This is a genomic window from Frankia sp. CeCAU1, assembly GCF_977971845.1.
Window position 1 is genome coordinate 29279 of the sequence record NZ_CDWWXA010000036.1, and the last position, 9000, is coordinate 38278.

Here is a 9000-nt window from a genome sequence, read left to right on the forward strand (position 1 = left end):
CCTCTGTGTTCGGGCTACATCCCGGAGATCGGGCGCTGGTGGTCGGTGCCCATCCCGACGATGAAACCGTCGGCATGGCCGGCACGATCGCCGCGATGACCGGCTACGGCATCCAGGTCGACGCGCTCGCCGTCGCCTGCGTGACCGCGCCGATGTTCGGCGGCAGTTCAGACACCCGCACGCGCCTGGACGAGTTCCAGGAGGCGTGCGATGTGCTCGGTGTGGACCGGCGCAGGGTCGCCTGGCTCGACGACGAGCGCGCGGCCAGCCCCAGCGCGCATCTTCCCGAGCTGGTCGCACTGATCGAATCGGGCCCGGACGTGTCACTGGCGGTATCCCGGCCGGCCGCCCTGTTCATCCCGGCCGGTGGCCACCACCAGGACCACCAGGCCGTACATCTGGCAGCCCTCGCCGCAGTACGGCCAGGCTTTCGCGCCGGCCGGCCGCTGCCGCGTGTCGTACTGGGCTACGACGGGCCCGAAGACCGGGCCTGGCTCGCCGGTCCCTCACCCCGGCCCGTACTCGTCGACATCACCCCGACCCTTCAGACCAAGGCCAAGGCTCTCGCCTGCTACCGCAGCCAGCTGCGGGAGGACCCGCATCCCCGCAGCGTCCAGAAGATCCAGGCGCAGGACTGCGCGGCCGGCGCGGAGGCGGGCACCCCAGCGGCCGAGCGGTTCGCCGTGTATCGCATGGCGTTCTCATGAGCGGCACCAACCCGGCCGCTGGCCACGTCCTCGTCGCGCACCAGCCGGCCTACCTGCCCTGGCCGGGCTACTTCGCCCGGCTTCTGGATGTCGACCGTTTCCTCCTGCTCGACCATGTCCAGTACTCCGCGGGCAGCTGGCAGCAGCGCAACTACGTCCTGGGCCGAGACGGCGAACGCCGACTGCTGACGGTCCCGATCCGCCGGCCACACCACCAACCGATCTCGGACGTCCTCATCGACGACGACCGGTGGCGAGGGCGGCACTGGCGGATCATCTCGGACGGATACCGCCGCGCCCCGTTCTGGCCACAGTGGGAACCGCGCCTGGCGGCCGTCTACGGCCGGCCCTGGGAGCGGCTCGCCGCCCTGAACGAGGCGCTGCTGCGACTTCTCCTCGATGGTTTCGGTATCTCGGTCGACATCGTGCGTTCGAGCGCGCTGAGACCGACAGGCCGCAGCACCGACATGCTGATCGACCTGTGCCGACTGACCGGCACGCGGATGCTGCGGGTCGGCACCGGCGCAACCAGCTACCTCGACGTTGGCAGCCTCGCCCGCGCGGACATCGAGATCGAGATCGCGACCTACGCCCACCCGCCCTACGACCAGGGCCGCCCGGACTTCAGCCCCGGCCTGTCTGCCCTGGATCTCCTGCTGCACCGAGGACCCGACGCCCGCAGCGTCCTGGCAGCCGGCGCGGCGAACAGCCCGTGGACATCGGCCACCCCCACGGGGGACGCCCATGCCGCCCGATGATCAACCCCCGACCAGCGGCGCCCTGCGCACCGCATCTGCCCCGGCGCCCACCCAAGCCTGGGTCACCCTCGAAGGCACCAACGGTGTCGGCAAGACCTACCTGGCCCGCATCGCCCTCCAGCACCTCGGACAGAGGTGCGTGCCGCTGGTCGAGCTTCCCGACCAGGCCCCTGCCCTGCTCCCGGGCCAGGTGATCAGTGCCCTGCGCGCGACCGGCGACCTGTTCCTGCGTACCGGACATCCGCGGACCGAGACCCTCTTGCTGGCCGCGCTTCAGGTCCACCGACACGAGGCCACAAGGACCGCCCCGGGGCAGGTCGTCCTGGAGGACCGCGGCCCCCACAGCGTGGCCGTCTATCAGGCCGCCGTCCTCTCGGCCGAGGCTCCCCTCGACGAAGCGTTCGCCGTGGCCGGTCGCATTCTGGAGCTGCTGGCGCAGTGGCGGCCCCTGCCCACCACCACGCTCCTGCTTGTCGATGACCCGGACCGCTGTCTGGAGCGTTTCGAGCACCGCATCGGCCGCGAGGCCAGCCCGAGCGAGGTGGCGCTCATGCAGCGGGTTACCAGCCTCTACCGCCTGCTCGCCGCCGCATCGCCCCAACCGTTCGAGGTCCTGGACCGCACCCACCTGGACGCGGACACCTGCGTGCGGCGCATCGTCGCAGCCTGCGACCAGGCCGCGGCCTTGCCCCAGGAGTCCCGATGACCAGGGGTGGCGGCGAGAAGGCGGTCACCCTGCTGTGGGCGCTGCGCAGCCCATGTCCCCTCTCCTGCCGGTACTGCTACTTCGGAACGATCGAGGAGCATCGGGACAGCCCCGTCACCGGGCCGGGAAGTCGCATCGCGCTCTCCACGCGCCGGACCGATGACATCTCGATCACGATGCGGACCTCGGACACCGCACCGTCCAGATCACCGCTCAGGATGCGGGCCAGGGCAACATCCGTGCGGGCCAGGGACTCCTCGCCGACGCGCCGTTGCCCCTCTGGCAGCGCCGCCAGGAGAGCGACTGCGGTGGCCGCATCCCGTTCGGCTGCTTGGAGACTGGTGGGCGTTGGGGTCAGCCACAGGGTGGCGGAGCTTGCGGAGTACAGCTGCTTGGCTAGCGGGAAGGCCAGCATGCCACCAGGATCATCGTCGAGTGTGACGCGTTCCCGGGCCTCTTCTGCGCGGCCGAGGGCCGCACGTGCCTCGTGACCGTCGCCCATCTGGGCCAGCGCCCGCGCTTCCAGCGACGCGAGACGGACCCTGGAAGTCCCTCGCTCCGGCAGGTAACGCCAACCGTCCTGGGCCAGTTCCACGGCGTCAGCTGGCCGGTCATCCCAGTAGGCGAGCATGCTCTGAGTGCCTCGAACCCAGGCCCGCAGGCCGTTGTGACCCGCCTGGTCCGCGCAGGCGAAGGCAACACGAGCATGTGTCTGCGCGGAATCGAGCGAGCCGAGATCGAAGGCGGCGTTGGCGAGGATGCCGCTCAGGAGCCCCGCCAGGTAGCACAGATCGCGCGACAGGTCCGGCCGGTGCCTCACCGTCAACAACGGAAAGACCCTGGCCCGCAGCGCACGCACCTCAAGAAAAGTAGGCAATGCGGGACGCTGTGAGTAGAGAGTGACGATCCGCCTTATATCGGAATTGATTTGCTCCAAGGCGAGCGAACCTATAGGAGCCACGTCGATCGCATATAGAACGTCGGCAGATTCCTCAGATGCGCCGCGGAGAATCTGCTCCACCGCTGTGGGGGTTGGGAGCGACTGGACGGCGGCGGCCGGCCAGACCGTCTCGATCGATACCGGCGATCGAGGTGAGATCGGCGGCGGTATCCCGAGATTCCCCGAAACGTTTGCGTGGGCAGCCAGGGAGCCTGGCTGGAGAAGCCCGGGGCTCGAAGGCGCGGCCCGAGGTGTGGACAGATCGCGGCCATCGTCAGGCACGATACGGTCGATACGGTCGATGAGGAGCAGGTCCGCCGGAGGCATCTGTTCGCGGTCGTCGACGTCGAGCAGGTTGTGGATGCTGGTGCCGTAGACCTCGGCGAGCAGGGCCAAGAGCTGAGGGGTGGGCCGGCGGCGGTTGTTGGGCAGCGGCCAGTTCTCCAGCTCGCTGAGCCGGGGCCGTCCATCGGGGCGGCGCCACGGGGGTCGAGGCCGACCCGGACGGCGTGCGCGTTGATGTGCCCGGCCGCCTGCACCTGGGACCAGCCGTGCGCGTGCCGGTGCGCGGCGCGGGGACGGTAGCCGTAGCGGCGGGCGAACTCGATCGCGATCTCGTCGTGGGACATGCCGACCGCGCGCATCCGCGCACGTAGTTCGTCCTGCTCCGCCCGTCGGCCGAGCTTGCTCATGACGCCACCGCACATCCTCTCCAGACCCGGTCGACCAATCTTCCGGTCCTCGCGATACGCGCCATTCTCACTGTAATCGTCACGTCACGAATCGAACGGATGGGCGCAGCCGGCCACCCACTGAGCCCGGCGTTCCGTCGGGCAGGTGCGCCATCGTCGGCAACCTCCCTCAGTCAGCCGGTCCCGGTCCAGGCGGTCGGACGCTGGAGGGGTGGGACGATGCCCGCGGCTGGCGCGAGATGTGCGGTGTGGTCGGTCACGGTGGGCTGGTTGTGGCTGAGCCAGCGGCGGACCTTGAGTGTCAGCTGCTCGCCGAGGTCGGGGGCGGTCGCGGCGACCGTGCCGGTGTTGCGTGCCCACGCGGTGTGCTGGTCGGGAGTGTGCAGGGCGAGTTGGCCGGCGCCCGCGGGGAAGGTGTCGTCGTCCATCCACGCCCGGGTGATCCGGGTGTCGCCGGTGGCGAGGTGGAACCACAGGTCGTGGTAGGTCGGTGGGTCAAGGGGGCCGGTGAGGCTGGCCGAGAAGACCAGCGGCCGGGTGGGGACCGGGCGAGCTGGGTTGCGGCCGATCAACTGGTCGGGGCGCAGCGGCCCGGCGGCGGGCATGAAGTCACCGCCGATACAGCCGGTGACCCGACCGTCGCGGCCGACGGTCATGATCGGGTGGATGCCGCCGTGGAGCAGGGGGGCGAGGATCAGGCCGGTGTCGGTGAGCTGGTCGAGCCAGCCGGGTGGGATGCCTGCGATGCCGCAGGTGACGATGATCCGGTCGTAGGGGCCTTGGTCGGGAGCGCCGTGGTATCCGTCGGCTTCGAGGACCGTGACCTGCTCGTGCACGCCGAGGCGACGCAGGGAGGCAGTGGCCTCGGCTGCGGTGGCCGGGTGTGCTTCGACGGTGACGACGCTGGCCTGGGTGAGGTGGGCGAGCAGGGCGGCGTTGTAGCCGGTGCCGGCGCCGATCTCCAGGACCCGCTGTCCGGGCTGAAGATGCAGCGCTTCGAGCATCTTCGCCATGATCGTCGGTGCGGAGGACGAGGACGGGATGCCCGCGGTACGGGTGACCAGGGCTTGCGGACTGTAGATGGCGTCGAGCACGGCCGGGGTCGGCGTGGTGTCGTGGGTGACGGTGATCGTCTGTCCGGCGTGCTGGAAGTGGGTCAGGCAGAGGTCCCGGCGGATGGTGGCGAACGCGGCGTGCACCGGGTCGGTGCGGATGGCGCCGCCCGCCCGCAGCGCGTCGGCGTAGTCGGCGAGGCGAGTGGCCAGCGGCGAGGTGGTCGGGGTGGTGGGCACGCGCACGGTTCCTTCCGGGTCAGATGGTGAGGATGGGCTGGTAGAGCAGGCGGGGATCGACCGGTTCGGCGACCGGTGCTCCGGCGGCTTCGACCCAGGCGTGCAGGGCGGCCGGCGGGTCGACGGTGGTGCCCAGCACCCAGGTCGCGTGCTGGCCGGTGGTACGGCACCACAGCACGATCGCCAGGGAGCGGGGCAGGCAGCCGTGGCCGCTGGCGCAGTGCAGGCTGACGGTGGTGATGGCACGGTGCGCCCGGCGCACCTCGTCCACGCCGGCGGGGCGGGTGCGACGGCGCAGGAGCCGCAGGAGGTGGTGCCGCAGCGTGGGGCGGCGGCGCGTCGCGGTCAGCAGGCCGCGGGCGGCGAGCACGGCGGCGCGGGCCCGCCACCGGTCGGCCACGCCGATCCGGACTGGCGGGGGCAGGGCGATGGGGATGCTCATCGGGTCCGGACCAGGCGTGCGCGCCGCAGCTGCGTCAGCAGCCGGTGCAGGTCCCGTTCGGCCGTGACGGGGTCGAGCGTGTAGCGCTCCTGCATGGCGGTGAGGGCCGCCGCGGTGGTCCCGGTGCGCTCCAGCGCGAGGACAGCGACCCGGCCGGAGAGGTTCAGGTGGAAGACCTCGCCAGCGGGATTGACCAGGGTCATCCCGTCGGCGGTCGTGGTGGCCAGCACCCCGCGGCGCAGCCGTACCCGGCGCGGAAGCTGGTGCTCAGTCATCTGCTCGTCGGAGCGGTGCGGGCTGGTCGCGCAGCCAGAGCTCCAGGGCGAGGGTGTCGGTGAGCAGGCCCGGTGGGAGGCCCGAGGTGGCGAATGTCCGCGCCGCGTGGCGCAGCCGCCCCGGGTCGATCAATCCGAGGTCGCCGAGGATCGGGGCGGCGAGCAGGTCGAGGAGGTGGTCGCGGTGCCGGCGCCATCCGGCGTACAGCTCGGCGGTGTAGTGGCCCTTGTCGCGCCGGCTCATCGTCCCGGCCGGGGCCAGGGGTTCCAGCGCAGTGACGAGCAGGGGCTTGGGCTGGCGGGGGTCGGTCGACTCCCACGTCCGGCAGGACAGCGCAGCCTCCACGACCGCACGGTCCAGGTAGGGAAACGCCGATTCTAGTCCGTGCGCTGCCTGGACCTGCCCGTAGAGACGGGCACCGTGGGCGGCTGCGCGCAGCCGGGCCAGCGTGGCATGCCGCGTCCGTCCCCAGCCGACCGTCGTCGGCGCATCGGTCTGGCGCAGACTGTCGGTGACGAGAGCGACGGCCTCGTTCGTCGCCCACGCCGGCATCAAGGGCGGCGCCTCCCACTCGACGGCCGCTGCCGCGGGATCGACCTCGCGCCGCGGGTCGATCCCTCGCATCCACCTGTCATAGCTCCCGGTCGCGGCGGTGGCGGCAGCCAGCCGACGCGTCGACATCCCGCGCAGCGCGGCCTGCTCCCGTATCTGACGCCATCCCCCGCGAAGATCGCGACCGAGCAGGTCGCGGAGATAGGCCAGCGGCGCGGTGACGGCCTCATCGCCACCCTGGCCGTTCAGATGCACCAACGAGCCATGCGCGACCAGCAGGCGTGCGACGTACCGGGTCCTGGCCACACCCGCGACATGGCCAACCGGCTCGTCGAACCGCGGCGTCGCCTCGGGCAGGTCCTCGAAGAATCCCGGGATCTCCTCCACGCCGATGATCCGATGCCGGGCGGAGGGCAGCGCGCCGGCGACGCGCTGCGCCCACATCGTGTCGGTGTTCGCCGGGGAAGCGGCCTGGACCGTGGCCAGTAGAACACCCTGCGGGGCTGCCGTGCGCGCGGCCACGATCGCGAGCGCGGTCGAGTCCAGGCCGCCAGAGAGCTGCACGGTCACCGGCCCGCCGGCCGCGCTGATCCTGCCCGTGACCGCCGCCGACAGACGGTCCCGCAGCAGACCCGCCGCAGCCGGCAGGGCAAGGTCAGCGTCGGGTGGCTGCCACCACGGCGAGCGCCGCGAGGCACCTCCCTCACGGGGGACCTGAAGCCGGTAGCCAGCCGGGACCGGGCAGACGCCGGCGTAGGGGCTGCACAGGTCACGCAGTGCCGCTGGCATCTCCGGGCTACACAGCCGGGCCGCCCACCAGCGCCGGTCCAGGCCGGCACCGGTCAGCCAGGCCAGCGGCCCCGCATGACTGCCCACCACCAGCCGCCCTCGCCAGGTGGCCGTGTAGGCACGGTGGTAGCCGACGGGGTCGGTCCACACGTCCGCACCGGCAGGACCAAGCTGCGCCAGCTGGAACGCGCCCGCCAGGTCGAGCAGCGCACCCGCGCCGCGTTGCGCTACCGCCTCGACCGTGCCCCTGGCCACGACAGGATCGCCCAGCACGGCCATCGACACCCGGTCCACCTGGACGCTGTGGACCTGGCGGGGCCGGACGGTGCCAACCAGCCACGGCTGCCCGCTCCCATCCCGCACCAGGACGCTGGCCCCAGGAACCCGCGAGGCGACCGCCGTGGCGACGGAGACGTCGGTGGTCAGCATCCACCAGTGCAGATTCTCCCAGCCCGGGGAAGCCCGGCTCGGGTCAGCCGTCGGCGTGGTAGTACTTGCCCGCGTCACTGTCATCCGACGTGTCCCGGGAATACGACCCCTTCGTCAGCCCGTCCACATGGCCGACGGGCGTCAGCTCCGGTGGTTCGTAGACGTCCGCCGGACCGTCCTCGTCGTTCGTACCTGTCACGGGACTTCCTCCGATGCTTCGTGACGTCACGGGCGCTGCCCCTCCGTGCGGCGCGGCTGTGAGCTTTCCGGCCGGCGCCATACACCGGCGCTACCGGCCGGATACGTTCCGTGAAGACGATATCGTGATCGGCCGAACAGTCGGCCAATGTCGCCGGAACTCACCGACCCATAGCAGGCCAGCTGTGATGATCACGCGGCTTGGGGTGCCTGTCATTCCCCCCGTCACGAACCTTTCATTCGGCTGCCACGAGACGGTTGAGCTGCGGAAATGGCGTGAGGCGGTGCGATCTGTTCGGCGCCGAGCGGCCGATCTGTTCGCGCGGCGAGCGGCTGACGAGTAGGCAGGCGGGCGCTGTTGGCACCAGCCGGGTGATGGGCGTGGCGATGGCTGTGCGCGGTGGGTCTATCGAGCCGTTCGGTGCTCGTGGACGCCGCTGTGCCGTTGCTGGTCAGTGCTGCTGTACCACAGGTGGAGGATCGTGGCGGCGGTGTCGACCTGGTAGCGGGCCTCGTCCGGATTCAGGCCGAGCTGTGCCGCCCGGTCATAGGAGTCCAGGGCGGAGCACAGGTCAGACCATTCGGGACCTGCCGGGTCAATGGATGGTGTGAAGGAGGCGAGTAGGCCCGCCAACTGCGCGGCCGGGAGCATGTCGCGCATCCTGGCGAGCAGGACAATCGGACGGAGCGCGGGCGGCACCGCGCCGTGGTGAGGAAGCATGTGAGCCGGTTTCGTCGTCGGTGGTCCGAGCGGGGCTGCCGGGGCGCCGCGGGACAGCGCAGAGCTGTCGTCCCAGCCGGGAAGGACGGCAACGGCGCAGGCCGCGGGAGGCCGCGCCGTCAGCGTCTGAGCCGGGTGATCCGCCGGCGAGGTTGGTGCGGGCGTGCGATGCGGGGCTGGGCGTGCCAGACGACGTGGAGTGTCGCGTTCAGGTAGGAGAAGATCCACAGGGCGCGGTCCGGAGAGGTGAAGGAGCCGGTCACCTGTCCGTCGGGCCCGATCACGGTCACTTGGTCGTGGAACTGGAGCCCCCAGGCGGCGACGTGGATGTCGGCGGGGTCCGCGGTCTCGGCGACGATCGCGAACAGACGCGGTGCCAGGGCGAAGGCGAGGGCGTCGAGCAGGCCGGGTCGGCCTGTTCTGGCGGGTCGGCCTCGTCGAGGTTGGGTCTGCCGGCGTGGTGGTCGTCGATGTCCATGGTCGAGGTCCAGTCGGGTG

Annotated in this window: 10 protein-coding genes and 1 pseudogene; 3 read left to right on the forward strand and 8 right to left on the reverse strand. The window is 71.2% G+C overall.

Annotated elements, in window-relative coordinates; genetic code table 11:
• Positions 1–5: 5 nt before the first annotated feature.
• Genes AC08OO_RS09265 through AC08OO_RS09275 form a run of 3 tightly spaced genes read left to right on the forward strand, consistent with a single transcriptional unit; the run spans position 6 to position 2171 of the window.
• Positions 6–707, forward strand: a complete 702-nt coding sequence (locus tag AC08OO_RS09265; protein WP_476609569.1) for a PIG-L deacetylase family protein — start codon at positions 6–8, stop codon at positions 705–707.
• Positions 704–1465 carry a WbqC family protein gene (locus AC08OO_RS09270; RefSeq protein WP_476609570.1) on the forward strand — a complete coding sequence of 254 codons (762 nt, stop codon included), beginning with the start codon at positions 704–706 and terminating at the stop codon, positions 1463–1465. The genes AC08OO_RS09265 and AC08OO_RS09270 overlap by 4 nt, the downstream gene beginning before the upstream one ends.
• Positions 1452–2171, forward strand: a complete 720-nt coding sequence (locus tag AC08OO_RS09275; RefSeq protein ID WP_476609571.1) for a nucleoside/nucleotide kinase family protein — start codon at positions 1452–1454, stop codon at positions 2169–2171. The genes AC08OO_RS09270 and AC08OO_RS09275 overlap by 14 nt, the downstream gene beginning before the upstream one ends.
• Before the next feature lie 1150 nt (positions 2172–3321).
• Here the strand turns inward: AC08OO_RS09275 and AC08OO_RS09280 are convergent.
• The 8 genes and pseudogenes from AC08OO_RS09280 to AC08OO_RS09315 form a co-directional block, all read right to left on the reverse strand.
• Positions 3322–3803, reverse strand: a pseudogene (locus AC08OO_RS09280) (helix-turn-helix domain-containing protein); the annotation flags it as partial.
• Between the two features lie 173 nt (positions 3804–3976).
• A complete protein-coding gene (locus AC08OO_RS09285) occupies positions 3977–5095 on the reverse strand; it encodes a protein-L-isoaspartate O-methyltransferase family protein (protein ID WP_476609572.1) in 1119 nt (372 codons plus the stop codon).
• 19 nt (positions 5096–5114) lie between these two features.
• Complete coding sequence (locus AC08OO_RS09290; protein WP_476609573.1) at positions 5115–5537, reverse strand: lasso peptide biosynthesis B2 protein; 423 nt, start codon at positions 5535–5537, stop codon at positions 5115–5117.
• A complete protein-coding gene (locus tag AC08OO_RS09295) occupies positions 5534–5812 on the reverse strand; it encodes a PqqD family protein (protein WP_476609574.1) in 279 nt (92 codons plus the stop codon). Before AC08OO_RS09295 ends, AC08OO_RS09290 begins: the two co-directional genes overlap by 4 nt.
• The gene (locus AC08OO_RS09300; RefSeq protein ID WP_476609575.1) at positions 5805–7583 is read right to left on the reverse strand and encodes an asparagine synthase-related protein; all 1779 of its coding nucleotides are present in this window, start codon (positions 7581–7583) and stop codon (positions 5805–5807) included. Before AC08OO_RS09300 ends, AC08OO_RS09295 begins: the two co-directional genes overlap by 8 nt.
• A gap of 43 nt (positions 7584–7626) precedes the next feature.
• A complete protein-coding gene (locus tag AC08OO_RS09305; protein ID WP_476609576.1) occupies positions 7627–7782 on the reverse strand; it encodes a hypothetical protein in 156 nt (51 codons plus the stop codon).
• Between the two features lie 405 nt (positions 7783–8187).
• Entirely contained in the window at positions 8188–8502 is a 315-nt protein-coding gene (locus AC08OO_RS09310; RefSeq protein WP_476609577.1) for a hypothetical protein, read from the reverse strand.
• 119 nt (positions 8503–8621) lie between these two features.
• Positions 8622–9000, reverse strand: a 379-nt coding sequence (locus tag AC08OO_RS09315; protein WP_476618419.1) for a hypothetical protein, incomplete at its 5' end; no start/stop codon positions are given.

Coding starts and splice junctions, on each gene's coding strand:
- AC08OO_RS09270 (WP_476609570.1), top strand. CDS start 704: ATGAGCGGCACCAACCCGGCCGCTGGCCACGTCCTCGTCGCGCACCAG.
- AC08OO_RS09310 (WP_476609577.1), bottom strand. CDS start 8,502: ATGCTTCCTCACCACGGCGCGGTGCCGCCCGCGCTCCGTCCGATTGTC.
- AC08OO_RS09275 (WP_476609571.1), top strand. CDS start 1,452: ATGCCGCCCGATGATCAACCCCCGACCAGCGGCGCCCTGCGCACCGCA.
- AC08OO_RS09290 (WP_476609573.1), bottom strand. CDS start 5,537: ATGAGCATCCCCATCGCCCTGCCCCCGCCAGTCCGGATCGGCGTGGCC.
- AC08OO_RS09300 (WP_476609575.1), bottom strand. CDS start 7,583: ATGCTGACCACCGACGTCTCCGTCGCCACGGCGGTCGCCTCGCGGGTT.
- AC08OO_RS09295 (WP_476609574.1), bottom strand. CDS start 5,812: ATGACTGAGCACCAGCTTCCGCGCCGGGTACGGCTGCGCCGCGGGGTG.